We start from the raw sequence: 25,853 nt of genomic DNA, 5'->3' as shown, positions 1-25,853 counted from the left end.
CATGCTGCGCCAGTACGAACTCGTTGAGCGGGTCAAGGAATACGATCCCGACGCCGACGAGGCGATGCTCAACCGCGCCTATGTCTATACCGTGCAAAAGCACGGCACGCAGACCCGCGCCAGCGGCGATCCCTATTTCAGCCATCCGGTCGAAGTCGCCGGGCTGATGACCGATCTCAAGCTCGATCAGGAAACCATCGCCACCGCGCTACTCCACGATACGGTCGAAGACACGCTGGCGACGATCGACGATATCGAGAAGCACTTCGGCAAGGATGTCGCGCGGCTGGTCGACGGGGTGACCAAGCTGTCGAAGATCGAGCAGATGCCCGAGAACGAGCGCGCGGCGGAAAACCTGCGCAAGTTCCTGCTGGCGATGAGCGAGGATATCCGCGTGCTGCTGGTCAAGCTGGGCGACCGGCTGCACAACATGCGCACGCTGCATTTCATCAAGAAGCCCGAGAAGCGCCAGCGCATCGCGCGCGAAACGATGGATATCTACGCCCCGCTGGCCGAGCGCATCGGGCTGTATGAATATATGCGCGAGATGCAGATGCTCGCCTTCGAGCAGATCGAGCCCGAGGCTTACGAGACGATCACGCAGCGGCTCAATCAGATCCACAGCGAGGACGGCGGCCAGGTCGATGCCATCGCGCTCGACATGAAGCATGCGCTGCTCGAGGCGGGGATCACCAGCGAGGTTTCGGGGCGCGAAAAGCACCCCTATTCGATCTGGCGCAAGATGGCCGAGCGCCATGTCTCGTTCGAACAGGTCACCGACATCATGGCCTTTCGCATCATCTGCGAGGACGTGGCCGACTGCTACCGCGCTCTGGGGGTGCTGCACACGACCTGGCAGTTCCTGCCGGGCAAGTTCAAGGACTACATCTCGACGCCGAAGAACAACGGCTACCGGTCGCTCCACACCTCGCTGATCTACGGCAAGTCGATGCGTGTCGAAGTGCAGATCCGCACCCGCGAGATGCACCGCGTGAACGAATTCGGCTTTGCCGCGCATTGGGCCTACAAGCAGGATGAACGGCCTGACGGGCAGGTCGGCTGGCTGCGCGATTTGATCGAGATCGTCGACGCGAGCCACGATCCCGAAGAACTGCTCGAACACACGCGCCTGGCGATCTACCAGGATCGGATCTTTGCCTTCACGCCCAAGGGCGCGCTGTTCCAGCTACCCAAGGGTGCGACCCCAGTCGATTTCGCCTTCGCCGTGCACACCGATCTGGGTGCGCAGACGGTGGGCGCGAAGATTAACGGGCGGCACATGCCGCTGCGGACGCAGCTCAACAATGGCGACGTGGTCGAGATCATCAAGAGCGACAATGCCGATCCGCAATTGAGCTGGCTGGGCTTCGTCGTGACCGGCAAGGCGCGCGCTTCGATCCGCCGCGCCGTCCGGCTCAAGGAACGCGCCGAAGTGGCGGAGATCGGGCAGAAACTGTTCGACGAAATCGCGCTGCGTGTGCCCGCGAAGGTCGGCAAGAAGGCGCTGCGCGAAGCCTTGAAACGGCTGGAGATGGAAGAGGAAGAGGACCTCTTTTACGCCATCGGTGCGGCCAAGATCGAGGATCGCGCGGTCATGGAAGCGCTGGTCCCCGGCTGCACTGCCGAGCTCGAAAACGAGCCCGACTGGGCCAAGAGCGGCAAGGCGCTGTCGATCCGCGGGCTGACCCCGGGGGTCGGCTTCCAGCTCGCCGAATGCTGCCACCCGGTTCCGGGTGACCGGATCGTGGGCCTGCGCAAACCCGGCGAAGGCGTCGAGGTCCATACGATCGACTGCAACCACCTTGCCAGCGGGATCGACAGCGACTGGCTCGACCTGTCGTGGGGCAAGCGCTCGCGCGGCGCGGTCGGGCGGCTGCGCGTCACGCTGTACGACCGGCCCGGAACGCTGGCGGAAATGGCAGGGATATTCGCGCAGAACCACGTCAATGTGACCAGCCTCGAGCAGACCCAGCTCGACCATCCCTTCACCACTTACGAAATCGACCTCGAAGTGCAGGACGTGCCGCATCTTACCCGCATCCTCAGCGCGCTGCGGGCCAGCGATTCGATCGCGCAGGCCGAACGCGTATGACCGGCGTGCTGGGCATCGACCATGTCCAGCTGGCCATGCCGCATGGCGGGGAACCGCATGCGCGGCGCTTCTGGATCGATCTGATGGGGCTGGAAGAGGTCGCCAAGCCCGCGCAGCTCGCGGTCAATGGTGGCTGCTGGTTCGAAAGCGGCGAGGTGGCGATCCATTGCGGGGTGGAGGATGCCTTCCTGCCCGCGCGCCGCGCGCACCCCGCGCTGATCGTCGGCGACCTCGCCGCGCTGGTCGCGCGGCTGGGCGAAGCGGGTATCCGCTTCAAGCCGGGCAAGCCGCTCGAAGGCTATGTACGCGGCGATATCGCCGATCCCTTCGGCAATCGCATCGAATTGATGCAGCGGGTCTAGAGCGGGCGCAGCGTCACCGCGACCGGGTCACCCTCGGCAATCCCTGTCGCCTTGCGCACCGCTGCCTTGACCGGCAGCAGCCAGCCGCCCTCGTCGCGCGGGAAACACGATGTCTGCCATACGGTTGCGCCAATCCTTGCGTCGACCTTGAGCGAACGGAAACCGCGCTGGCCGCCCAGCTCGAGCCGCCGCATCGCTTCGGTCGCCGACAGCTCCTCGCCTTGATCGCCGTCGATGGTCACGAAGAACCAGCTGACGCCGTTCTTCGCGGTCCACCGCCACAGCGGCGCGGTAACGGATACGCTCTCGCTCAATCGGCTACCCGGCGCACGGGGACGGGGATGTTGCAGATGTCCGCGCCGCCTGCGGGATGGATGAAGAACGGATCGCGGCGATTGGCGCGCGCATCGGCATAGCGCGCGAAGGCCTCGCTCTCGGTCGAAAGATATTCGAAGGCGGGGCGTGCTTGTTGGCCTACCGCTTCGCTGCTTGAAGCCGGGTCGCCCTCGGGCAAATCGCTGGCGACGCGCACGGAGAGGATCGGCGTGCGTTTGTCCGCTTCCTCGGCAGTGTAAAAGCCCAGCGCGCCCGAACCACGCGGCAGCGAGGACAGATGCTCCATCCCCTCCACGATCCGCCCGACAAGCGCGATGTTGCGGTCGAGGTGGCGCGGCGCATGGCCGATCACGGTGTAGAGCTCTGCGCCCGATCCGGTGTCCGGCGAATAGCCGCGTCCAACGCCGACCATGCCGTAGCAGTGGACGGGCCAGCGTCGCAGAACTTTGCCCTTTTCGGCAATCTCGATACCGATGGGCCACCCCTCGTCAAAGCTTGCGTTGTCAGCATAACTGTCGCTGAGAGCCGGTTTCGGATGCCAAAGCACGATCGCGTCTTCATCGGATTCTGCCGCACGGGCCGAGTCGACATAGTCGCCTACTGACATGGTCCGGAGACCTTCCGGGAGCGGCTTTGCCTCGCCCTCCGCCTCGGGATTGTCGTAATTGGGATCGCCCCACTGGACGACGTAATTGTCCTGCACCCGGTTGACGGTGATGCCGTCGTACCACCCGGCGCGCGCAAGCGTGCGCATGTTTTCGACCCAGCCTTGCGAGAAAGGCGCGGGCATCAACTGGATCACCACCCTGCGCGTGCTGCCGTCCGCTGCCGGTGCTAGCGTCATCACGAGCAGGTCTTCGGACGCAATCGCCACCCATTCCCCGGCGGGAGCCTGTGCAACGATCTCGCCCGGCGAGGGCGGCGGGGCTTCGTCCTGCGCCTGTGCGGGGACGGCGAGCGCAAGCAGCGCGGCGAGCGAAATAAGCGGTTTCGTCATGGGCGGAGGAGTGCCACCCGCCCGCATAAAACAAAAGCCCCCTCTCGCACATTGAAGGGACGGGAGGGGGCTTCGAGACGGTGTTCGCAGGGGATGCCTGATCCGCGCAGCACCGTCGTTGAACCGGCTTGTACCACGAAAAACGCCTGCCCGACCATCCCGGTTCCGCAGCGGCTTGCGATTCCCCCGCAGCGCCGCTAGACGCGCGCCTTCTTGTCAGCCCAATCGCTTCACGGTTTGAGCGCTGGGGTCGGGTCTCCGGATCGCGGCCTCGATGAACGCGAAACGCGGTGGGCCGGACGGGAACGCGGAGCAGTGGCCGAGTGGTCGAAGGCGCACGCCTGGAAAGTGTGTATACGGTAACCCCGTATCGAGGGTTCGAATCCCTCCTGCTCCGCCATTCGCCTTTTTCGGTCGATTTCACCTCATTTCAATTTGCTAAATTCATCCCTTAAAACAGGCATTTGGCCCCCTGTGGCTTGCTTTCGATTTCATTCAATTGCACACATGATGTGGGAATGGGTGTGGGAGTAAGCGGTGAAGCTAACTGCTCTACAAACTAAGAACGCGAAGCCTGGTCGTCATGCAGACGGCAACGGCCTCTACCTCCTTGTCAGTCCGGCTGGATCAAAAAGCTGGGTGTTGAGGATTCAAGTTGATGGCAGAAGGCGAGATTTCGGCCTTGGTGCGTTGCAAGAGGTTTCCTTAGCCGAAGCCCGCGAAAAGGCTCAGGAATGGCGAAAGCTGGCAAAGGAGGGCCATAACCCCTCTGCCGAGGCAAAGCGCCAGAAGGCCTCTCAAACGACATTCGAAGATGCAGCGCGCACCTTTTATGAGGAGCGTAAAGGCAGTTGGAAAAACACCAAACATGGCCAGCAATGGATCAACACGTTGGAGGCCTATGCTTTTCCTGCCCTAGGCAAGCTTAGCGTCGATAGGATCGATGCTGACGATATCGCGCAGGTCCTGCTGCCTATCTGGCAATCCAAAGCGGAAACGGCCCGTAGGGTCAGGCAGCGCATCGGAAGTGTGCTGGATTATTCCAAAGCGAAAGGGTGGCGGCAGACTGAGGCCCCAATGCGAGCGGTCAACACGCTGCTTAGGGGGATCAAGCAGCCGAAGGTGAAGAGCTTTGCTGCAATGCCTTACAAAGATGTTCCGGCATTCATGGCTAGGTTGGATCAAGGAGGCGCGACGCTAGGACGGCTGGCTCTCCAATTCCTCATACTGACTGCTGCTAGGTCAGGTGAGGTTAGGGGTGCTGTGTGGGGCGAAATAGACGAGGAGCAAAAGCTCTGGACGATACCAGCCGATCGCATGAAGATGGATCAAGAGCACCAAGTGCCACTCACGGAGGCTACGCTATCCATCTTACAGGAAGCCAAAGAGCATTCGCTGTTGAGGCCGGATGATCTGGTGTTTCCTGGCCTACGTCGACGGTCACTATCCGACATGACGCTAGGCAAGGTCTTAAAGTCGAATGGCGGTCAGGGTTTCACCGTCCATGGCTTTCGGAGTTCTTTTCGCGATTGGGCAGCGGAAGAGGGCTACTCAAACGACTGGGCGGAAGCAGCCTTAGCCCATACCGTGACCAACAGAGTAGAGGCAGCTTATCGGCGCACAAAGTTCCTGAGACAACGGGAGGGCCTTATGGCGAACTGGGCCATTTTCTGCACCTCCGTTTCGCAAACAAAAATTTAGCACCGCTTGCCACGTGGTTGGATCGCTGCTCCTCGTTAAGGCTATGAAAAGTCGAAAGAATTTAGTTACTTTAACGCTTAGAAATATCTAGATAATAAACGACAAGTAGACGTTACATATTTAAATTGTAACGGGCCGGCCGCTTCTTACGTGCGCTCCTCCACCAACGAGGAGTCTTGTCGATGATCATCTCCAATACTGAACTGTCCAAGCGCGTGAGCCTCAGCAAACCGACAATCTGGCGCTATCGCCAACGCTACGCGGACTTCCCCAAACCGATAGTGATCGAAGGCAGTGGCGTTTTGCGCTGGGTAGCAGAGGAAGTCGATGCTTGGTTTCTTGCGCATCGCCAGTGCGAAGGGGGGGAATGATCATGAATCCCGCTATGCTGAGAGTAAAGCTTGCTGGTCACGCGCATACTGCGTTGCGGAAGCAAGTTGATAACTACCTCACCCATTCTAGGGGATTCAAAAAGCAGGTGAAGCGCCGGAAATTGGTCAATCACTTTATACGGTCCAAAGAACTTTCTCCCGAAGAATGCACGGATATTGTGTCGGGATTGTATGCCATTCAGAAAGCATTTGGTCCCAGCGCCTGTATCAAAGAGGTCATTATAGATTGCTTTCCGGATATATCCCTTCGCCTCTCTTGTAAGAGCTGGTCGTAGTCACCTCCTAACCCCTTCTTTCCATTTAAAAAGGGAGGAAGGGGGAAGGAGGGGGAAGGGCTATACTAGAAACACTTTGGGAATTGTCGGTGGAAACAGAACGGGAGAACGCGTCCTATTTGAGCATGCGCTCGGAACCATACTCAGATGAGGCCAAGACGCTTGTGCGCAAGGTTTCAAGCGCGACTTGGGCTCTAGGTGAAAGCAAACGTGCCAAGCCCTCTAGCCTACACACAGAGGCTGTAGGAGCATTCATAGGTGATTTGCTCGCTTGCCATGCTCAAAGCCCCGCGAAGTATCTCTACCGCCCTATGATGGCATCGAGCTTCACAGGGGAGCGCATTGGATATCGTGTCTTCAAGCGGCTGGTAGAAGGCGCACAATCGGCAGGGCTTGTGTCAGTTGTAATCGGCACTGGTGGAGGCAACGAGATTGGAGTGGCAACTCGATTCAGGGCTGAGGCCACGCTGATTAGCCTAGCTTCGGACTATGACATCACACTTAAAAAGTTGGACGCCCATTTCCGACCTATTGCCCGGCCTGCCCGTGTCGCGCATCCCTTGCTGCTGAGGGGCGCGTCAAGGTATGTTGGGTGGAAGAAGCAGCAGGGGCGAAACATCCCGATCGGTTACGGTAAGCCTCAAGCTGCTGCGCTTGCAGAGCAGGTGAACGCTCTGAACGCCTTCTTTGCGAGCATTCAGATCGAACCTGCAGGCGACCACTATGCTTTCCACCGTATTTTCAATGAAGGGGATGCTCCCGGCTTTGATTGGAACAAGGGTGGGCGCCTGTATTCCATCGGGGATAGCTACCAGCAAAGGAAGTCGGCTGATCGCGCATCCATGAAACTTAACAGGCAGCCTGTCATCGAAATCGACATACAGGCTAGTCACCTGACAATCCTGCACGCACTCTTGGGAAAGCCGCTCGATCCCACTTCACACGATCCATACCAGCACCCGTCGATCCCAAGGCGTATCTTGAAGGGGTGGGTGGTTATGACTCTTGGCCATAACCGTTTTCATCGGGCCTGGTCGGCTGACATGATAGCGGATTACCACGAGCGCACCGGTGGGAAGCTTGGCAATGATTACCCAATCAAGAATGTGCGTGAGGAGGCGCTTAAGCTTTTGCCATTGTTAAAGGATTGGGAAAGCTGCCCGATACGGTGGGGTGATCTCCAATTTATCGAGAGTTGCGCAGTGGTTGATACCGTTCATCACCTTTCCATGGAGCACGGTATCCCAGCACTACCAGTTCATGATTCCATTATTGTGCCGTATTCCAAGAAGGAAGTTGCGACTTCGGTTCTCCGGACCATGTTCAAGAAACATGTAGGAGTGGAGCCTACGCTAACCGTTAAATAATCGAACGGTGGTCGCCGCATAGAAAGAACGAGCATGGAAAATACGACGCTAGTTACCCTGACGACAGACATTACCGCAGCCTACGTTGCGAACAATCAGGTCGACGCCGACGAAGTGGGACGGCTGGTCACCAGCGTTCATGACGCGCTATCTTCGCTGGGTCAGCAAGAGGCGGATTATGGTCGGCCGGAACCTGCAGTGTCGATTCGGGCGAGCATCAAGAAGGATCACATTGTTTGTCTTGTTTGCGGCAAGAAGCTGAAAACCCTTAAGCGCCACCTGAGGGTTCAACATGATATGCAGCCGCAAGACTATCGGGAAGCCTACAACCTGCCATCGGACTACCCTATGATTGCACGTGAGTATGCCTCACGGCGCAGTGACCTTGCCAAGGAAATTGGACTCGGAAAACAGCCGGGGCAAAAGCGTGGTCGGAAAGCCACCTCAAAGAGTAGCGGATCGAGCGCCGATAGTAGGTGACGCCAGAGATATGGCCTGTAGGCCCGTAGAATGGCTCAGGAATGCAATTTCACAGTCCCTGGCTACATGGGTGGCGCTCAAGAAGAAAGCGCACGCAAGCCCCATTAGAATGCTACTGACGTAATGCAACCTAAATGTCTTAAGTAATCGACGTGGTCGTTTCATCTCGAACCGAAGTCTTAGAGGTTTTATTGAATGTGCATACCATCCCATTTAGGGAAATGGTATTTAGATATCTTATCCTCACAAACCACGTGGTCTTCACGTAAGTTAAGGTATGTTTTGGTAAGTTTAATGGTTGAAGCTCAAATTAGTTCACAAAGGCGCTCTCTCTCCATAACTTTAAGCGTAAGACTAGGCTGATAGGTTTGATGAGTGTCAGCAGCTACCAAACTCTTCGGTCTTCACACTTTGGATGTCTTTTGAGGATTGTGTTTACAAAGCAGAACGAAAGCCTGGCGCGCATGCGACCCTAGCAGCACAACCGTAAACGTTTGCAATGTCGTCGAATGCAGGGGCTCACTTTCCGGTTGGCCCCTTTCTCCTATTCACCTCTTTGACCTTCTTCGCGATCACCTCGAGCCGTGTATTGTATAGCTTGTTGAGGACGACATCCATCATTTCGAAAGCCTCGAGAACGTCCGTGCGCGTTAGGCCGGACGAATGACTGCCGCTATTGCCAAGCCATTTGATCGCAAGAAGGTAGTCAGCGGTCACTGGGTCCTTCTCTTTGAACAACTCAATGCGTCCATGAAGCGTCAGCCGATTCTTGGAATTTTTCGCGGCCTTGGAGTTCTTCCATTTCTTAACCCTCCGATCGTCCATGAGGTATTCGACAGCGGTTCGGATTTGGTTTCCTGCGGCCTCACGACTTTGCCAAAATAGACCAGCGGCAAGACGCAACGCCTGATTGACATCTCCGGGTGTCTCATCTGGGATATGGATCGGGAGCGGAGCGGGATTGAATGCGGTCGGGTAATAAATACTCCGATAAGACCCACCTTCTGAATAGATTTCCTCGGTCAGGACATCCCCGATGATAGCTACCCTCTCATTGCATTTGTCGAAGTTACATTCGAGAACGCCGCTAAATCTCTCTTCCATCCACTCTGGGTCCCAAGCTTCGTGGTCGCGGGCTTTCTTACTCGGGCCGGTTTCAACGACGTTGAACGTTTCGCCATCCATCAGCAGGTGGCCTTTGCCGCAAGTAGGGCAGGTCCACGCGGGCAACTCAGGATAGCAGTCTTGGAATAGGGAATGATCTACTGACATGCCGAAGAGATACCGAAGGCGAGTGCGGTAGTGTAGGTTAGTTGCACACAAGTCGGGGAAAACTACTTGCGGCGGGAGCTGGGTTCTCTGGTGGTCGGAGAGGAATCTCAGAACCAGCCAAAGAGCCACTGGACATAATTGGGCGGGTCCATAGGCTCGACTTTCCTGATCCCTATCACGCGGCTTTCCTCCAAGATCAATTCAAGCCCCAGCTGGGGGTAGATAAGTGTCTTTTGAGGATTGAAGATTTCGCCGTTTTTGCGACTTCCCGGCGTTAGCTTTTCTCTGGCTGGTTCGCCCAGAAGACCGCGGACATCATCTTCGCTGTCTGAGGTGCCAACTCCGAGAATTTGCCCGCATCTATAAGCAACGTCTGCAAAGCAAATGATCTCTTCGAGCCTATTGGTCGCAGGGTTAAAGGTCAAACCAGCGTGATTATATTGCCAATAATCGTAGGCATATGGATCGATAGTTGAAAGCTTTGCATCATGCCATTCGCCCGGAGCGTCAACGACCATCGAGGGGAAGCCGCTTTCATAAGCGACGACCTGCTTAGTCGCGCCTATCGTCGCCCCTTCGAAGCTGGAAAGGTTCCTCTTGAATTCGTCAGGCGCAATGTATCTTTCATGCCTATTCAAATACTCATAGGCACCCCCACTGGCGATGGTAATGACGCTGACAATCAGGAACCAACCGAAGGCCTTAACTAGCCTACGCTGAAGCGTGTTAGCGTCGTCTTCCGTTGGGATATCCGTCATCCATAACCCCCTGCTTTCATAGGGCTTCTAAGGCATCTCTGACAGAAAGCCACACAGAAGATGTCTCAGGCTGGTTTCGCGCAAGACAGGAGGAATTCTCAGGTTGGGTTTGGTGGGTTTGTGAATGGTTGAGACCACGGACTGCTCCTATCGTCAACCCCACCACCAAGGGACGCACGCGGCTCACATCTTGTAAGCATTGAGCCATCCAAAAAGTAATACCCCTTAGTAGCTCAAAAGATACTGGACTCTATTCTGAGCCTAGCGCATAAAGTAACACATAACTTATGAGCGAGTCGGAATTGAATATGAGCCGCATTGCATATTTCAGGGTTTCTACCGAAGGTCAGTCGATTGAAGGCCAGCGCAAGGCGCTTGGCGGCAACTTCGACAAAGAGTTCAAAGACGAGGGCGTCTCAGGTTCGATAAGGGCTGTAGATAGGCCAGGCTTCTCAGAGCTTCTTTCCTATGTGCGTGAAGGCGACACGGTATGCGTAACCGCAATAGACCGATTGGGCAGAGACGCTCTTGATGTTCAAAGCGTTGTTAGAGGCCTTATCGGCAAGGGCATCATAATCGATGTTCAAGGCCTTGGGCCAATCGCGAAAGGGGTTGGCGAGCTTGTAGTAGCTGTGCTTGCCCAGATTGCCGATATGGAGCGGCAGCGCATCAAAGAGCGTTGTGAAGCTGGTAGAGCAGCCGCAAGAGCTTCACTGGCTGCAAATGGAAGAACCCATAAAGGCAAAGCTAGCCTAGGGCGTCCATTCGCCGCTGATGCTTCTGCCGTGGCCCAATGGCGCAAGAACAATGTTGCAAGCATAGCAGAGACAGCGCAGGAGTTTCGATTGTCGGCTGCGACTGTAAAGCGATATTGTGCCAAGCAATCAGCGAAAGATTGACTTCCGATCTTACCACGGTTCCGACCGGTCAACGAACTGGCGAAATCGCCGCAACCTATATACAGATACCAAGATAACAGGATTTGCGGGGGCACGATGGGGGAAAACACTCAATATAAAGAAGTTCAGCGGACACTCCTGAAGGGTGAGCCGTCCACAACCGACAAGTTTTCAGGCGGTGGGCACGAAAGAACAGCACGCTCTTTGAGTGCAGCAATAAATTCATTTCGAGGTGAAAACCGATCAATCGGATTGGAAGGTGCTTGGGGGTCGGGTAAGTCGACAATTGTGGAGATTGCCAATAAACATCTTCAGGGGAACCAAGACGGTTTCAAATACCATATTTTCACGTTCGATTTGTGGGCTAACCAAACGGGACACTTTAAGCGAGCGTTTCTCGAAAGCTTCATAACTTGGGCTATTGATCGATTTCCCTCTAAGAAACAATCTCTTCTAAACAAGTTAGGTGACGTTAGAAGTAGGAAATCTAAAGTTGTTTCAAGTCACTACCGTAAAATTAGTTTATTCGGTATGGCAGTTATCTTTCTACTTTACCTAACGCCCGTGATTTATGCATGGCTAACACCATCTGCGTTTGAGGATGGTGGTCTAAAGGTTTTCGGACTGACTACTATATCAGGCTCGACCTTAGCGCAGTTCGCTCTGATTTTGTTCACAGGTCTCTTCGTAGTCCATGCATTGATGAAGATGCCCCGACAAGGTGACCTGTCGCAACGCATGACCGAGGGTTTATCCAGGTCGTTTTCACTATTTAACAAAGAGTCCGATCAAACGCATACGGAACAAGAGGTCCGAGATGAAGACCCGACACAATACGAGTTTGCGCGCCTTTTTCGGTCAATCGTCGGTCTCTTGCAGGATGATCGCAACACACTAGTCGTCGTTTTTGATAACATAGATCGCCTGCCCCAAGCTCACGTGGCTGAGACGTGGGCGGAAGTTCGTGCAGCTATAAATTGCGAGAATTATGAGCGGCAGCAATATTCTTCGGTTGTGAGTATTGTGCCGTATGCGAGGGCGAAAGTGCGTAGCCATCTTAGCGATGGTTCCGAGACGCTCATATCCGATGATCTTTTTCGAAAGTCCTTTGACGCTATCTTTTACGTAGCCCCTGCAATTTTGACCGAAGCTTCAGAATTCTTCTGTGATCGATTTTCTGAAGCGACCAATCATCATTTCTCCTCTCAGATTGCTACCTCAGTATATCGTATTTTCGAATTGCATGTCCGGGCGAGTAAGCGACCTGCGACGCCGAGGCAGGTGATAGCGTTCATCAACGACTGTACCAGCTATTGGGTGCAGTGGAATAACTCAATCCCCATCCAGACCATTGCGATCTTTGTAGCTCATCACGAAAAGCTATTTGAGAACCCAGAAGTTCTACGGAATCCGGAAGCAATAGACTCGCGAATGAAAGACTTCGCGGACGTCGCAGGCATCTTGCGAGATTTGGCCGCACTAGCATACAACGTCGATCCCAGTATCGCTCTTCAGGTATTGTCGCGAGATTTGATCGTCGAGGCATTGGGTATGACAGAGCCGGGTAAGCTAAAGGACATTCAGCGTGGCGCAGATCAAAATGGATTTTTTGAACTATTGCCGGACATTGTGCGGAATGGCCTTGATGATTGGCTTGCTGATCCCCTTGGAACATTCGGACGCGTAGCCAGCAACACAGCGGTTTTGGATGAGAGGGCTCCTGCCGTCGCCCATCTACGACGGCAGTTGATAGGCCACGCAAACAGGTTGGAGCCTGCCACACCAAAAGCGATAATTGACAATCCTCAAATTTGGGGAGTTCTCAGGTTGGCGTCCAAAGAGCAGACTCTTCCCTTAAGTCGCCATTTGATGGTCTGGGTTGAAGCAAGTTTGGAAAATGATGAAAAATCTAAGCCATTCACCGACGGCCGGAATTGGATAAAGATTGTCGGAGCTATGCTTGCTGCGATTTCAGAAGTTCATGACGTCGTCTTTGCGCGACAGATCGCGAAGGTGATAAAAACCCCAAACCTTCCTGAGAAATTAGTCGGAGCAGCATACGACTGTGATCAAACCAAATTCCACATTGAGGACTTCACAGTTGCATCCGACAAAGTAGCCGTTGCCAGCGCCTTAGCTGAATTCGCTCAGGATGGAGAGGAGTTCGGCTATGCGTGGCCGGAACTGAGGTTCCTACTAGAAGACCAGCAGAAGCGCGTCGTTCTAAGTTCAGTCGTTGATTACCAAAAAGAAAAAACGCTTGAAATAGATTCGGACCAAATAAATTGGAGCTTCGATAATCTCTGGTTGGCCTATGAGAGCCTTCCTCACAGAGATAGTAAGAAACGAGAAAAAATCGAGGAGCTATTCGTTTCCGGTTCAGGATATTATTACGCTCACCTACTTCATGAAAGGGACGACGATAGCTCGAGGGAGATTCTGGCGTCTATCCTCGCTATTGGAATCTTGGAGTTCAACCTCAATTTTCCTGCGGTGCCATCACCGCAAGGCGTTGCTCATTTCGGAAATGTGCAAGCTGCAATGCGATGGATGCAGGGCCTGAAGAATTCCGCCTTAAGCGACCTGAAGTTGGCTAATGTTATCGCGGCGAAGATCGTTAAAGCTAAACGAGTGGAGCAACTCATCGAAATCTATTCTGCTAATGCAAACTTAGCGGATTATTTGAAGCCAATAGTTGCGAAATGCTTGAAGGACAGCGATCTTGCGTTGCCTGCCTTTGTTGTGATCGCCAAGAACTTCGAGACTTTGCGAGAGGAATTTGCTGATGAATTTCCGACCCTGACAGCCAAACTAGGTGGCCACAATACCCCAGAATATTGGACGCAAATTGGCTTACCAAGCTGGAGTCCCTCCTTAATCTCTTATGCACTTAGTCAAGATGGTGATGGCTGGAAGTTGGCGGCATCCCATCTCGATAGGGAATTGAAGGCAGTTGAAGCGAAAGATTGGACCGAAGCTCTTGCCGAAGGAGGAAAGCTAGTCCGTCAGCTATCGGCCAGAAACGAGACCTCCCCCCTGAAGTTGGCAGTTGGAAAGTTCTACAAGCCTATCAGGGGACACATTTTGAATGTGATTAGCGGTAAATCGTCAATTCTGTCCAAGAGCGTAAAATACACGCAACTTCTCAAGGCACTTCCTGAAAGTCATCGTCGTGGCCTTGGAGCTGAAATTTTTGAAAGGAACAATGATCCTACCGATAAAGTTAGCGATTGGGTAAATCACCTTGAATTCCTATTTTCTGAGTTTCCTTTTGATAAAGATGCGGACAAGGCAATAAGTCGATTCCTGCTCCCGCTTCTCACGGAATCCTCTTCAAACTGTGACCAAATTATTTTGGATACTGGCGATTCCTTCGCCCAAGTTCTCAAGGCTGCTGATCAAACTCTGATCGAGCAAGTTGAAGAGGTGCTGCAAGGAAGAGAAGACGACCCATCAGACGTAAGCCACGAATCCGCAATGAGGCTTAGGAAAGCGCTCAGAATTTTCAACTCATCGGAAAAGGTCAAAAGTGCTGTGAGCGATGAGGCAGGTGACCCAAAAGTAGATAAGAAGGAGGATTAAATAGCGGCCTAGATCGCCAACCGACCGAACCGAGGTGCGATGTGAGAAGACCGTCCGTAGAGGTAACCGCTTCGCTAGCCGTCGCCCGGACATCCTATCGGGTGTGATCGATGTATAAAGTGGTGTATAAATAGGCTCGACACCTTAGCTTTAAGTCGTTGAAAAAGGGCGCTAAAAATGAATTGGCCGGGCAGAGAGGATTCTAGCCGCATCGGATCAAGCGCTACAGCCTCAGCGGTGTGGGAGCGGATGAGGGAACGGAAATAGGATATCTGGAAAATATCACGAAACCGAAGTGACTTATGGAGCCGAGTCTTGCTCCCTCCTGCTCCGCCATTTGCTTTTGCGTGGGCAGCGTTGACGGACAAGACGGCCCGCGCGACCTTTTCTTCGCCGGCCGAACAGCGCCAAACCGCCGTACCAGACGGTTTGAGCACTACATGACGCTGCAAGACCTCCCAATCGCGAAAAGCCGGTGTTGGCCTCGGCACTCGAGGACCTTTCTGATCTGCTGCAAAGGCCGCCCTCATCCTGTCAGGTGCTGCCCCCGCGTGGTCAGACTAACGTCGACACGCCAAATGGCGCCAGTCGTGCTATCGTGGCTGAATGGTCAGCGAGCTGAGCGATATCCGGTCTTTCCTCGAGCAGACGGCCCCGTTCGATACCCTCGACCGCGACACGCTGGCCTCCGCCGTACGCCGGGTGACGGTGCGCTATTATCGCTCCGGGAAGGAAATCCTGGCGAGCGGCGGACACAATGAACATCTTTATGTCGTGCGTTCGGGATCGGTCGAACTGCGGCTGGCGGGAAAAGACCTGACCGCGCATCTCGATGCGGGAAGCTGCTTTGCCTTTCCCTCGCTGCTGCGCGGGGGCGAGGTGCGCAATACGACCGTCGCGCTCGAGGATACGCTCGCCTATCTCTTGCCGGGGGACCTTTTTCGCGAGCTGCGCCAGAAGTCGACCGCCTTTCGCGAATTCTTTGCCGAGAACGAGAGCGCGCGCATCCGCAACGCCGTGCGCGACCTGAAGAGCAGGCACTCCAGCCTGCTCGGACAGCGCAGTATCCGGGAACTCCTCACGCATCGCCGACCGGTCTCGTGCAATCCGGATACGCTCGTTTCCGATGCCGCCACGCTGATGAGCCACCATGATGTGAGCACGCTGGCGATTTGCACGAACGACAAGCTCGTCGGGATATTCACCGACAAGGACCTGCGCAACCGGGTGGTCGCGACGGGGCGCAGTTTCGATACGCCTATCAGCGCCGTCATGACCCCGGCGCCATGTACGCTGCCCGAAAGTGCGAATATCTCGGAGGCCATGGCGATGATGGCCGCCGGCGGGTTTCGTCATATACCCCTGCTTGGCCCGGACGGGGAGTTGTTCGCCATCTTGAGCGCGACCGACATCCTGGCTCATCTCGGCGACAGCGCGATCGACACGGGCATGCTTGTCGCGCGAGCGGCAACGCCGGAGGCGCTGGTCGCCGCGGCCGAGCGCATACCCGAGGGTTTTACGCGAATGGATGCGGGCGGCTTTCACGCCGAGCACACCATGCGCTTCACCTCCGCTCTGGGCGAGGCGGTGCATCGGCGTGCGGCAGAGCTGGCGGAGGCAGAACTCGGCCCGCCACCCGTCCCCTATGCGCTGATGGTGTTCGGTTCGCTGGCAAGGGGTGAACAATTGGTCGGGTCCGACCAGGACAATGGTCTGGTGATCGACGACCGGGTCGATGCGGCTGGCCGCGCCTATTTCGAAGCGCTGGGCACGCGCATTTCCGATACGCTGCATCAGGCGGGCTTCGTTTACTGCAATGGCGGGATCATGGCCCGCAATGCCGACCAGCGGCTGACCATGGGCGAATGGCAGTCACGTTACGACGACTGGATCGACAACCCGGACGAGGACAAGATCCTGCGCGCGACGATCTTCTTCGACATGCGCGTGGTCCATGGCAGGCTCGAGGTGGAACGCGACTTGCGGGGCTATGTCCTCGAGAAAGTCGCGAGCAACCGGCTGTTCCTGAGCTACCTCGCGCGCGATGCGCAGCGCAGCCGCATTCCGCTCGGCATCTTCCGCAATCTCGTGCTGGAAAAAACCGCCGACGGGACCAAGGGCTTCGATGCCAAGGCACAGGCCATCCTGCCGTTGATCGCGATCGCGCGCACTTTCGCCCTGTCCGAAGGCATATCCGCGGTCGGCACGCTCGAAAGGCTCGCTGCGCTGGCCGCAGCGGGGCGGATGGCGAAGGGCGATGCGGAAAGTCTCAAGGATGCGTTCCTGCTCGTCAACGAGCTGCGGATTGCGCACCAGGCGGCGCAGCTTCGCCGGGGCAAGGCGCCGGACAATGTCATCGACCCCGCCTCGCTCTCCCCGCTCGAGCGGGACTATCTCAAGGATGCCTTCTCGGTAATTCGCGGCGGGCTGGAATCGCTCAAGCGCAATTTGGCGGGCGGCATTGCGTGAGGCGCTGCGGTCGTGGCGCTTCGCGCGCGGCCTCAAAGCCTGCGCGGCCAAGGACGATGCGCTGCTCGCGCATTATGCGCAGGCCGACTGGCCCGATGCCGACACGCCCATCGGCGATGCATCCTTGCTCGCGCTCGATTTCGAGCTCGATGGTCTCGCAGGCGATGCGCATGTGCTGCAGGCCGGTTGGCTGACCTTCGACGCGCGCGGGATCGATCTCGGCACCGCGCGATCCTTCGACGTCAAAAGCGCTCGCAGGCTCGATGACGATGCCGTCGCGGTCCACGGGATCGGCGAACAGCGGGCCCGGGCGGGGGACAGTCTCGGCAGCGTCGTGGACGAACTGGTCGGCGCGCTCGCGGGGCGCGTCATGGTCGCGCATGGCGCGTTGATCGAACGCGAGGTGATCGCCCGCGTGACCCGGGCGCACTTCGGCATTGCGCTCCCGGTGCGGTCGATCTGCACGCTGGCGCTCGAGCGCAGGCTCAATCCCACCCTCGTCGGCAGCGGGGCATATCGTCTCGCTGCAACCCGCGCGCGGTACGGCCTGCCCGCCTACAGCCAGCACGACGCGCTGTCCGATGCGCTGGCGGCCGGCGAACTGCTGCTCGCGCAGCTCTCGCGCATGCCCACGGACACCCGCCTCGGCCGCCTAGAGGCGCTCTAGCGCCACCCCATTAGACTTTTGTCGCGCTCGCCGCGCGGGGCGGCGCGGCATAGCCTCCCTTCGCAAAGCTTCCCAATTCCTGGGCGCTTTGCACATACGAAAGGGAGGGGGATTCCATGTCCGACGAGAACGAAACCCATCAGACCAGCGAAGCGGAGGGCGCCTACTGGCGCGACAATATCCGCCTTCTGGTCACGCTGATGGCGATCTGGTTCGCCTGTTCATTCGGGGCCGGAATCTTGTTCCGCGACTTCCTCGACCAGTTCACGGTCGGCGGATACCCGCTCGGCTTCTGGTTCGCCCAGCAGGGCTCGATCTACATCTTCATTGCGCTGATCTTCTACTACGTCGTCAAGATGAGGAAGCTCGAGCGCAAATACGATCTCGACGATTGAGGAGGCGACGATGGACACGCAAACTCTGATCTATCTCTTCGTCGGCGCCAGCTTCGCCCTATACATCGGCATCGCCCTGTGGAGCAGGGCGGGTTCGACGAAGGAATTCTATGTCGCCGGCGGCGGGGTCAACCCGGTCGTCAACGGCATGGCGACCGCAGCCGACTGGATGAGCGCGGCAAGCTTCATCTCGATGGCCGGTCTCATCGCTTTCCTCGGCTATGACGGGTCGGTCTATCTGATGGGCTGGACCGGCGGTTACGTGATGCTGGCGCTGCTGCTGGCGCCGTATCTGCGCAAGTTCGGCCAGTTTACCGTGCCCGATTTTATCGGCACGCGGTATTATTCCAACGCAGCGCGCGTGGTCGCGGTGATCTGCCTGATCTTCATCAGCTTCACCTATATCGCGGGCCAGATGCGCGGGGTGGGAATCGTGTTCTCGCGCTTCCTCGATGTCGACATCACCATGGGCGTGATCATCGGTATGGGCATCGTTTTCGTCTATGCCGTGCTCGGCGGGATGAAAGGCATCACCTATACGCAGGTCGCGCAATATTGCGTGCTCATCTTCGCCTATATGGTGCCGGCCTTCTTCCTCAGCTTCATGATCACGGGCAATCCGATCCCGCAGTTCGGCCTCGGTAGTCAGATCAACGACGGGTCGGGGCTATACGTGCTCCAGAAACTCAACCTGGTGCTCACCGATCTCGGTTTCGGTGAATATACCGACGGGTCGAAGAGCATGGTGGATGTGTTCTGCATCACGCTGGCGCTGATGGTCGGGACCGCGGGTCTGCCGCATGTGATCGTGCGGTTCTTCACCGTTCCCAAAGCGTCCGACGCCCGCAAGTCGGCCGGCTGGGCGCTGGTGTTCATCGCCCTGCTCTACACGACCGCGCCGGCCGTGGGTGCCTTCGCTCGCCTCAACTTCATCGATACGGTGAACGAGACGAGCTATTCGGAAGCACCCGGGTGGTTCAAGAACTGGGAGCGCAACGACCTGATCGCCTTCCAGGACAAGAACGGCGACGGCGTGATGCAATATCGCAGCGGCGATGCCTTCGAAGGAGCCCCCGCCTTTGGCGAGGACACCGGACCCTCGGGCGAGCGCGTGGTCACCAACGCACCCTTCGCCGACAGTGCGAACGAGGTCTATGTCGACCGGGACATCATGGTCCTCGCCAACCCGGAAATCGGCAATTTGCCGGGCTGGGTCATCGCGCTGGTCGCTGCCGGGGGGCTCGCTGCAGCGCTCTCGACCGCAGCCGGCCTGTTGCTGGTGATCTCCAGCTCGGTCAGCCACGATCTGCTCAAGTCGACGTTCAAGCCCGATATATCGGAGAAAGGCGAACTGCGTGCGGCACGTCTCGCGGCGACCGCGGCGATCGTGGTTGCAGGCTATCTCGGCATCTACCCGCCGGGCTGGGTGGCACAGGTGGTGGCATTCGCCTTCGGCCTAGCCGCAGCCAGCCTGTTCCCCGCCATCTTCATGGGCATCTTCTCGAAACGGATGAACAAGGAAGGGGCGATTGCGGGCATGGTTACGGGTCTGGCCTTCACCTTCGGCTACATCTTCTACTTCAAGCTGGCCAATCCGGCGGCGAATGTGGCGGAGAACTGGCTGTTCGGGATTTCGCCCGAAGGGATCGGCGTGGTCGGCATGGTGCTGAACTTCGGTGTCGCGATCGCGGTCTCGAGGATGACGGCAAGCCCGCCGGTCGAGATCCGCAAACTGGTCGATTCGATCCGCGTACCGCGCGGCGCCGGAGATGCCCACGCACACTGAGGCCCATCGGGTCGCGCGGGAAAGGGCGGTGCCGCCGGGCGCCGCCCTTTCTTGCATGAAGCGCCAGTTGCGATAGTCTGGCACGCGGAGGGAGATAGCCATGCTGTTCGGTGCAGCGATCATCGCGGCGACGCTCTACCTGGCACTGCTGTTCTGGATCGCCGCGCGGCAGGACCGGCTGGCCGACGCGGGACAGGTCGTCTCCGCGCGCAGGCGCGACTGGACCTATGGTCTCAGTCTGGCAGTCTATTGCACCAGCTGGACCTTCTTCGGCGGTGTGGGCTCGGCCGCGAGTTCGGGCTGGCACTACCTGCCGATTTATCTCGGCCCGGTGCTGGTCTTCACTCTCGGCTTCGGCCTGGTGCGGCGCATCCTCGCGCAGGCCAAGGCGCAGCATTCCACCTCGATCGCCGACTTCCTGTCCGCGCGTTATGGCAAGAGCGCCATCGTCGCGGCGCTGGTGACGATCTTCGCCACGATCGGCTCGCTTCCCTACATGGCATTGCAATTGCAGTCGGTCGGCGCCTCGCTGCTCGCGCTCGACCCGGAACTCAAGGCCAGGGTTTCGGCCAACGAATTGGTGCTGCTGGTAGCAGGCAGCATGGCGCTGTTCGCCATATTGTTCGGCTCGCGCCGCGTCGGCCGGGCAGGTGACAATGCCGGACTGGTACTCACCATCGCGGTGGAATCGGCGGTCAAGATCCTTGCATTGCTGGCGGTGGCGGCATTCGCGCTGACCATCGTCGCGGACCGGCCGGAGGTGATTGCGCCCTCGGTTTCGCCGTTTTCCGCCCGCCAGTTCGATGCGCGGTTTGCCGTGCTTACCCTGATCGCGGCCTGCGCCGCGCTGTGCCTTCCGCGCCAGTTCCACATGAGCTTTGTCGAAGCGCAAACAGACCGTGCCGGCCCGAGGATGCAGTGGATCTTCCCGGCCTATCTGGTGGTCACTTCGCTGGTCATCGTGCCGATCGTGCTGGCGGGGATCGCCGTGCTTCCCGCGTCGACGCCCGCCGACCTGATCGTCATGGAACTGCCGCTCAAAAGCGGGAATGCGGTGCTCGCGCTATTCGTCTTCATCGGCGGGTTTGCCGCCTCGACCGGCATGATCGTGGTCGCCAGCGTGGCTCTCTCGACGATGATCACCAATGATCTCGTCTCGCCGCTGGTGTTCCGGCGCGAACTCAAGGGCCGGGGCGACCGGACCCGGCTCGCGACCCGCCTGCTGATGATCCGCCGGCTCGTCATCGCCGCGCTGCTATTTTTTGCCTACCTCGTCTATCTCGGCTTCGGCAACACTGCGAACCTTGCCGGGCTCGGGACATTGGCCTTTGCCGCCATGGCGCAATTCGCGCCCGGCCTCGTGCTCGGCATGATCACGCGGAACGGCAACAAGGTGGGTATGGTCTGCGGCTTGCTGGCAGGTTTTGCCTGCTGGTTGGTGCTGCTCATCCTCCCGCCCGCTACGGGGCAGGTGCCGATCTTCCTCATCCATCCCGATCCGCTGGTGTCGGGCGTGTTGGTGAGCCTCGGCGCCAACACAGCGGCCTTCTGGGCCGGTTCGGCGCTGGGCCGCGAGACGCTGGTCGATGCCGCGCAGGCGGCGGCCTTCGTCGGCACGGCTGCGCCGGGAGCGCGGCCCGCCTTCACCACCGCCAAGCGTATCGCCGACGTCCGCCTGCTGCTCGCCCAGTTTGTCGGCCAGAAGCGGGCGAGCGAGACGCTCGGCGCAGGTTATCGCGACAGCGATCCGGCCGATCCGCAGATCCTCGCGATGGCCGAGCGCACGATTGCGGGCGTGGTCGGCACCCCTTCGGCACGCATGCTCATGTCGAGCTGGGCGCAAGGGGATCCGGTGCCGCTCGAGCAGGTCGTCGCCATGTTCGACGAGACCAACCGCCGGCTTTCCTTCAGCGGCGACCTGCTACAGCTTGCGATCGAGAACATCGACCAGGGCGTCGCGCTCGTCGATCTCGATATGAACCTCGTCGCCTGGAACAGCCGTTACCAGGACATGTTCTCGCTGCCGGACGAAATGGCCAGCGTGGGCACGCCTATCGCCGACCTCATCCGCTACAATCTCGAACAGGGCGGCGTGCCCGAGGAGGAAATCGAGCTGCAGGTCGCCCGCAGGCTCGAGCATATGCGCGCCGGTCGCACGCATCGCCTCGAGCGCGAACAGCATGACGGGCGGATCATGCGCATCATCGGCAATCCGGCACCCGGCGGCGGCTATGTCACCAGCTATAGCGATGTGACGGCCGATCGCCGCGCCGAGCAGGCGCTTGAACAGAAAGTCCTGGAGCGGACCCAGCAGCTGAGCGAGGCGAATGCCAAGCTGGAAGCTGCGACGCGATCGAAGACCCGCTTCCTCGCCGCGGCCAGCCACGATCTCATCCAGCCGCTCAACGCCGCGCGGCTCTTCGCCTCGGCGCTGGGCGAGGAAGTGCGGGGCCGCGAACAGCTCGAAGCACTGATCAAGGACCTCGACGGTTCGATCACCTCGGCGGACCGGCTGATCCGCACGCTGCTCGACATCTCCAAGCTCGACGGGGGCGGGATCGAGCCAAAGCTCGAGCCCGTCGCGGTCGACGATGTCTTCGACGAGATCATGCGCGAATTTGCGGTGCAGGCGGAGAACAAGGGGCTCACTTTCCGCCGCGTCCCGACAAGCGCATGGATACAGACCGACCGCGCGCTGCTGGCAAGCGTGGTGCGAAACCTGATGAGCAATGCGATCCGCTATACCGAGAGCGGGGGCGTGCTACTCGGCGTGCGGCCGGCGGGTGCCGACATCGAGCTTTGCGTCTTCGATACCGGGCCGGGCATTGCCGGGGAAGATGTCGAACGGCTCTTCGGTGAGTTCCAGCGAGGCCGGACGCCCGACCGCGAGGGACTTGGCCTGGGCCTGGCCATCGTACGGCGCATCACCGCGCTGCTTGCGATCGACGTGGTGACCCGCTCGGTCATCGGGAGAGGAAGCAGCTTTTCGGTTCGCCTCCCGGTCCTGCGCTGGGGCGCACGCGCAGAACCCGATCAGCGGCGCAAGGTGTCGACGATTGCGAATGCGCGCATCCTCGTGGTCGACAACGATCCGGCCGCACTCAGCGCGACCGCCGCGCTGCTCGACCGATGGCAGCTCGACGTGACCTGTGCTTCGGGCGAGGCGGAAGCGCTCGCACTCGCGCCTACCGCGCCCGATGTGGTCATTATGGACTTCCGGCTCGACGACGACACGCGAGGCGCCGGTGTATACGAAGTCCTGTGCGCTGCATGGGGCACCCGCCCGCCCGCGATCCTGCTAACCGCCGAAGCGAGCGAGGAAACCGAGGCCGCCGCGGCACGCATGGGTGCGAACCGGCTGCTCAAGCCGTCCTCGCCAGCCGCGCTGCGGGCGCTCTTTTCGGATTGCGTCGCGCGCAGTACGCCCGAAAATCAGGCCGAGGTCGGAGCCGTTACGTCCTGAGCAACGTCCAGCTTGCCGGCCAGCAGGACCGCCTGCGTACGGTTCACCACACCCAGCTTGCGGAAGATGGCGGTGATGTGCGCCTTTACCGTCGCCTCGCTTATGTCGAGTTCATAGGCGATCTGCTTGTTGAGCAGCCCTTCTCTGAGCTGGCCGAGAATCCGGCGCTGAGCGGGCGTGAGATTGGCAATCCGGGCAAGGTCATCGTCGGTTGCGCCGTCGCTTTCGGGAAACCAGTCGTCGCCCTCGCGCACGCATGACAGCGCCTCGCGCATGAGTTCGAGACTGGCCGACTTGGGAATGAATGCCGCCGCGCCCAGCTGGTTGGCTGCGTCATAGACGCGGGGTTCCTCGCTCGCCGAGATAATTGCGACCGGAAGTGCGGGGAAGTCCTGCCGGAAGTCCATCAGCGCGCTCAGTCCGTTCGAATCCTCCATGTGGAGATCCAGCAACAGGACCTCGGCGCCCCGTTCCACTTCATGTCGTGCTTCGGTCGCGCTCGACGTTTCGACGATCTCGGCCCCGGGCCACACCTTGGCCACCGCGTGGCTCAGCGCCGTGCGGAACAACGGGTGATCGTCGGCGATGATGATGCGACTTGCCATCTTGGTCAGCGGTTCTGCCTGCCTTCGATCAGGCGATCAACCAGGCCGGGATCGGCCAGCGTCGATGTATCGCCGAGCGAGCCGTAATCGTTCTCCGCAATCTTGCGGAGGATGCGGCGCATGATCTTGCCCGAACGCGTCTTGGGCAGGCCGTCGGTGAACTGGATGTGGTCGGGAGAAGCGATCGGGCCGATCTCTCGGCGGACATGGCTGCGCAGCTCGGCATAGAGCGCTTCCGATCCCTCCTCGCCCGCGTTGAGCGTGACGTAGCAATAGATGCCCTGTCCCTTGATATCGTGCGGGTATCCGACCACCGCCGCCTCGGCGACCTTGGCATGGCTGACCAGCGCGCTTTCGACTTCGGCGGTGCCCATGCGGTGACCCGAGACATTGATGACGTCGTCGACGCGGCCGGTAATCCAGTAATAGCCGTGCGCGTCGCGGCGGCAGCCGTCGCCGGTGAAATACTTGCCGCTGTACGTACTGAAATAGGTCTGCTGGAAGCGCTCGTGGTCGCCATAGACCGTGCGCGCCTGACCGGGCCAGCTGTGGGTGATGCACAAATTGCCCTCGGCTACGCCGTCGAGCACCGCGCCCTCATTATCGACCAATTGTGGCCGAACACCGAAGAACGGCCTGCCCGCGCTGCCCGGCTTCATGTCGTGGGCAGACGGCAGGGTGGTGATCATCACGCCGCCGGTTTCGGTCTGCCACCAGGTGTCGACGATGGGGCAGCGCTTTTCGCCGACGACGTCGAAGTACCAGCGCCAGGCTTCCGGGTTGATCGGCTCGCCCACCGTGCCGAGCAGGCGCAAAGACGACCGGTCGTGGCGGGTCACGAAATTGTCGCCCTCGCGCATCAATGCACGGATGGCGGTGGGCGCGGTGTAGAGAATATTGACCTTGTGCCTGTCGACCACATCCCAGAAGCGGCCGTGGTCCGGATAGCTCGGCACGCCTTCGAAAACGACCTGCGTGGCGCCGTTCAGCAGCGGGCCGTAGGCGATGTAGCTGTGGCCGGTGATCCAGCCGATGTCGGCGGTGCACCAGAACACTTCGCCGGGCTGGTAATCGAAGACATAGGCGAAGGTCGTCGCGGTCCACACACCATAGCCGCCGGTCGTGTGCACGACGCCCTTGGGCTTGCCGGTCGAACCCGACGTATAGAGGATGAATAACGGGTCTTCGGCATCCATCGGCTCGCACGGGCAAGCGGCATCGCTGGCGACTTCGTGATACCAGTGATCGCGGCCTGCGGTCATCGCAATGTCGGCGCCCGTATGACGCACCACCAGCATGCCGTCGATCGGCGTTTCGTGATCGGGTTCGGCGATCGCTGCATCGACATTCGTCTTCAAGGGGACGCGCTTGCCGCCGCGCAGGCCCTCGTCCGCCGTGACCACGAAGCGGCTGCCGCACCCTTCGATGCGCCCGGCCAGTGCTTCGGGCGAGAAACCGCCAAAGACCACCGAATGGACCGCGCCAAGGCGGGCACAGGCCAGCAGGGCAAGAACGCCCTCCACGATCATCGGCATGTAAATGGTAACGCGGTCGCCCCGCTTTACGCCGATCGCCTTGAGCGCATTGGCCATGGCAACAACTTCGGCGTGAAGCTGGCGATACGTCAGCGTGCGGCCATCGGCTTGCGGATCGTCGGGTTCGAAGATGATCGCAGTGTCGTCACCATACCGGTCCAGGTGGCGGTCCACCGCATTGTGGCACAGGTTCAGCTTGCCATCGGCGAACCAGGCGATTTCCACCGGTTCGTAGGACCATTCCCCTGCCCTGGACGGCTCATCGAACCAGTCCAGCCGCTTTGCCTGTTCGAGCCAGAAGCCGTCGCTGTCCTTGATCGACCGCTCGTACAGCGTGTCGAACCGTTCGAGCGTGCACCGGCTTGCGTCGGCGTTGCCAAGGCGGCGGACAACATCGAGCATGCAATATCTCCTTAGTCT

General features: G+C 58.8%; 19 protein-coding genes and 1 tRNA gene. 14 read left to right on the top strand and 6 right to left on the bottom strand.

Annotated elements, in window-relative coordinates:
- Position 1 precedes the first annotated feature (1 nt).
- A complete protein-coding gene (locus V6B15_RS11085) occupies positions 2–2,092 on the top strand; it encodes a RelA/SpoT family protein (RefSeq protein ID WP_253523014.1) in 2,091 nt (696 codons plus the stop codon).
- Positions 2,089–2,454 (top strand): VOC family protein, encoded by a 366-nt coding sequence (locus tag V6B15_RS11080; protein WP_334201192.1) that lies wholly within the window; start codon positions 2,089–2,091, stop codon positions 2,452–2,454. Before V6B15_RS11085 ends, V6B15_RS11080 begins: the two co-directional genes overlap by 4 nt.
- Here V6B15_RS11080 and V6B15_RS11075 read toward each other — a convergent pair.
- Entirely contained in the window at positions 2,451–2,768 is a 318-nt protein-coding gene (locus V6B15_RS11075) for a DUF1905 domain-containing protein (protein ID WP_334201191.1), read from the bottom strand. The genes V6B15_RS11080 and V6B15_RS11075 overlap by 4 nt on opposite strands.
- Entirely contained in the window at positions 2,765–3,787 is a 1,023-nt protein-coding gene (locus V6B15_RS11070) for a peptidylprolyl isomerase (RefSeq protein WP_334201190.1), read from the bottom strand. Before V6B15_RS11070 ends, V6B15_RS11075 begins: the two co-directional genes overlap by 4 nt.
- A 309-nt stretch (positions 3,788–4,096) precedes the next feature.
- On the opposite strand from V6B15_RS11070, the gene V6B15_RS11065 reads away from it, so the two are divergent.
- The 5 genes from V6B15_RS11065 to V6B15_RS11045 all read left to right on the top strand — a co-directional run bounded on the left by V6B15_RS11065 (position 4,097) and on the right by V6B15_RS11045 (position 8,002).
- Positions 4,097–4,187 (top strand) — tRNA-Ser (locus tag V6B15_RS11065).
- Positions 4,188–4,324: 137 nt separating this feature from the next.
- Positions 4,325–5,488, top strand: a complete 1,164-nt coding sequence (locus V6B15_RS11060) for a tyrosine-type recombinase/integrase (RefSeq protein ID WP_334201189.1) — start codon at positions 4,325–4,327, stop codon at positions 5,486–5,488.
- A 182-nt stretch (positions 5,489–5,670) separates the two neighbouring features.
- A complete protein-coding gene (locus tag V6B15_RS11055) occupies positions 5,671–5,859 on the top strand; it encodes a helix-turn-helix transcriptional regulator (RefSeq protein WP_334201188.1) in 189 nt (62 codons plus the stop codon).
- 607 nt (positions 5,860–6,466) lie between these two features.
- The gene (locus V6B15_RS11050) at positions 6,467–7,522 is read left to right on the top strand and encodes a hypothetical protein (protein ID WP_334201187.1); all 1,056 of its coding nucleotides are present in this window, start codon (positions 6,467–6,469) and stop codon (positions 7,520–7,522) included.
- Between the two features lie 33 nt (positions 7,523–7,555).
- Positions 7,556–8,002, top strand: coding sequence for a MucR family transcriptional regulator (locus tag V6B15_RS11045; RefSeq protein WP_334201186.1), 447 nt, complete (start codon positions 7,556–7,558; stop codon positions 8,000–8,002).
- Positions 8,003–8,521: 519 nt separating this feature from the next.
- On the opposite strand, the gene V6B15_RS11040 is transcribed toward V6B15_RS11045, so the two are convergent.
- Together V6B15_RS11040 and V6B15_RS11035 are read right to left on the bottom strand one after the other, a co-directional pair.
- Positions 8,522–9,187: a DUF4145 domain-containing protein gene (locus tag V6B15_RS11040; protein WP_334201185.1), complete on the bottom strand. Its 666-nt coding sequence runs from the start codon at positions 9,185–9,187 to the stop codon at positions 8,522–8,524.
- A gap of 194 nt (positions 9,188–9,381) precedes the next feature.
- Positions 9,382–10,032: a hypothetical protein gene (locus V6B15_RS11035; RefSeq protein ID WP_334201184.1), complete on the bottom strand. Its 651-nt coding sequence runs from the start codon at positions 10,030–10,032 to the stop codon at positions 9,382–9,384.
- 308 nt (positions 10,033–10,340) lie between these two features.
- Between V6B15_RS11035 and V6B15_RS11030 the strand changes: the two genes are divergently transcribed.
- The 7 genes from V6B15_RS11030 (at position 10,341) to V6B15_RS11000 (ending at position 23,293) form a co-directional block, all read left to right on the top strand.
- Entirely contained in the window at positions 10,341–10,931 is a 591-nt protein-coding gene (locus V6B15_RS11030) for a recombinase family protein (protein WP_334201183.1), read from the top strand.
- A gap of 96 nt (positions 10,932–11,027) precedes the next feature.
- Positions 11,028–14,513, top strand: a complete 3,486-nt coding sequence (locus V6B15_RS11025; RefSeq protein ID WP_334201182.1) for a P-loop NTPase fold protein — start codon at positions 11,028–11,030, stop codon at positions 14,511–14,513.
- Positions 14,514–15,119: 606 nt separating this feature from the next.
- The gene (locus tag V6B15_RS11020; protein ID WP_334201181.1) at positions 15,120–16,982 is read left to right on the top strand and encodes a DUF294 nucleotidyltransferase-like domain-containing protein; all 1,863 of its coding nucleotides are present in this window, start codon (positions 15,120–15,122) and stop codon (positions 16,980–16,982) included.
- Positions 16,975–17,649, top strand: coding sequence for an exonuclease domain-containing protein (locus V6B15_RS11015; protein ID WP_334201180.1), 675 nt, complete (start codon positions 16,975–16,977; stop codon positions 17,647–17,649). The genes V6B15_RS11020 and V6B15_RS11015 overlap by 8 nt, the downstream gene beginning before the upstream one ends.
- A 116-nt stretch (positions 17,650–17,765) precedes the next feature.
- Complete coding sequence (locus V6B15_RS11010) at positions 17,766–18,044, top strand: DUF4212 domain-containing protein (protein WP_253519796.1); 279 nt, start codon at positions 17,766–17,768, stop codon at positions 18,042–18,044.
- A 10-nt stretch (positions 18,045–18,054) separates the two neighbouring features.
- Positions 18,055–19,830 (top strand): sodium:solute symporter family protein, encoded by a 1,776-nt coding sequence (locus V6B15_RS11005; protein WP_334201179.1) that lies wholly within the window; start codon positions 18,055–18,057, stop codon positions 19,828–19,830.
- 100 nt (positions 19,831–19,930) lie between these two features.
- On the top strand, positions 19,931–23,293 hold the full coding sequence (locus V6B15_RS11000) for a PAS-domain containing protein (protein ID WP_334201178.1): 3,363 nt from the start codon (positions 19,931–19,933) through the stop codon (positions 23,291–23,293).
- On the opposite strand, the gene V6B15_RS10995 is transcribed toward V6B15_RS11000, so the two are convergent.
- Together V6B15_RS10995 and acs are read right to left on the bottom strand one after the other, a co-directional pair.
- Positions 23,263–23,898, bottom strand: a complete 636-nt coding sequence (locus tag V6B15_RS10995) for a response regulator transcription factor (protein WP_334201177.1) — start codon at positions 23,896–23,898, stop codon at positions 23,263–23,265. The two genes, V6B15_RS11000 and V6B15_RS10995, sit on opposite strands and share 31 nt — an antisense overlap.
- A gap of 5 nt (positions 23,899–23,903) precedes the next feature.
- Entirely contained in the window at positions 23,904–25,835 is a 1,932-nt protein-coding gene (gene acs / locus V6B15_RS10990) for an acetate--CoA ligase (protein WP_334201176.1), read from the bottom strand.
- Positions 25,836–25,853 lie beyond the last annotated feature (18 nt).

The sequence above is a fragment of the Qipengyuania sp. Mu-71 genome, from assembly GCF_036867055.1.
Classification (GTDB): Bacteria; Pseudomonadota; Alphaproteobacteria; order Sphingomonadales; family Sphingomonadaceae; genus Qipengyuania; species Qipengyuania profunda.
The sequence above is the reverse complement of the archived record's forward strand: the minus strand, read 5'-3'. Positions and strand labels throughout refer to the sequence as shown.